Annotated in this window: 2 protein-coding genes; both read left to right on the forward strand. The window is 64.4% G+C overall.

The features are described from left to right. Positions 1-56: 56 nt before the first annotated feature. Complete coding sequence (locus tag H7E91_RS11420; RefSeq protein WP_182355239.1) at positions 57-491, forward strand: hypothetical protein; 435 nt, start codon at positions 57-59, stop codon at positions 489-491. A gap of 2 nt (positions 492-493) precedes the next feature. Continuing rightward, positions 494-1,364, forward strand: an 871-nt coding sequence (locus H7E91_RS11425; protein ID WP_182355240.1) for a DDE-type integrase/transposase/recombinase, incomplete at its 3' end; no start/stop codon positions are given.

Below are 1,364 nucleotides of genomic sequence, written 5' to 3' on the forward strand. Positions count from 1 at the left end.
CCCTCTTTGCCAGGCTGGTTGTGAGTCATTCATGATCAGCGAGGGAGTTGGCGGGTATGTCGATCAGTCCGGGGTTCACGGCGGAGCAGATACGTGAGTTCGTGCATCGGTACGAGCTGACACCGTATGGGCAGAAGGCGTTTTGGCTCGAGGGGCAGGGCGTCTCGTATGACCGTCTGCGGCGGTGGCGGTCGGCGGTGTTTGACGGCGATCTTGACCGCGGGTTGATCCCGCGAGAGGGTGGTGTTGTGACAGTCCCACCGGAAAAGCGCACTGGTATCGAGAGGCAACGCGCCCGTGAGCGTGCAGCGCAGGAGGTAGAAGTCGCCCGTTTGACCGCTCGGGTGCGTGAACTGGAGCAGACTAACGATGCTCTGGGAAAAGCTATCGGGCTCTTGCATCAGATGAGCGAGCAAGAGCCCGCAGCAACCCCGACGACACCAGCTCCGTTGGATTCCTCGACGCCGAGAACGATCTCATCGGACAGCTGACGGTGATTCTGGGATCAGAGCGGCAGGCACTCGAGCTTGCGGGTTTGTCCAGGTCAACGTGGCATTACCGGTCGAGCCCGCGCCAGCGGGTGACTGAGCCGATACCGCAGAAGGATCGGGCGTATTCGTCGCGGATCGGCCTAGCTGACCGGGCAGTGGTCGAGGCTCGGATCACGGCTGGCTGGGCGGATGGCAACTCGGTGGACCACTCGTTCGCCTCCGCGTGGGACGACGGGGTGATGCTCGCCTCCCGCCGCTCCTGGTGGCGGATTGCCCGAGGCATCGAGGATCAGTCTGCCCGCCCGGTCGCCCCCACCCGGCGCGGCAGCAGCAGCCGAACACCGCGAGAAGCACCGGTGTTGGTGGGGACCGGTCCTGGGCAGGTGTGGTCGTGGGACATCACCGATCTGCGCACCCCGTGGCGCGCGGTGGCGTTCAAGGCGTACTCGATCATCGATATCTTCTCCCGCAAACTCGTCGGCTGCCGGGTCGAGGAACGCGAGGTTGATGACCTTGCGGTGGAGATGTTCGAGGACGCGTTCGCCCAGCACGGGATCCCTGACGCCGTGCACGCGGACTCTGGGCCCGCGATGCGCTCGGGAGTGCTGAGCGACCTCCTGAGAGAGCTCAACGTGACGCAGACCCACAACCGGCCTCGGGTGAGCAACGACAACCCGTTCTCGGAGTCGGAGTTCCGCACCATGAAGTATCGTCCGAACTATCCCGGCGTCTTCACGACGCTCGAGGAAGCACGTGCATACGTCGACTGGTACGTGCCCTGGTACAACCAGAACCACAAGCACTCCGGGATCGCGTTGTTCTCCCCGGACGAGGTCCACGACGGCACCTGGCGGGAAGCCTGGGCGCGACGTG

This window comes from Flaviflexus huanghaiensis, from assembly GCF_014118685.1.
Classification (GTDB): Bacteria; Actinomycetota; Actinomycetes; order Actinomycetales; family Actinomycetaceae; genus Flaviflexus; species Flaviflexus huanghaiensis.

Coding starts and splice junctions, on each gene's coding strand:
- H7E91_RS11420 (WP_182355239.1), top strand. CDS start 57: ATGTCGATCAGTCCGGGGTTCACGGCGGAGCAGATACGTGAGTTCGTG.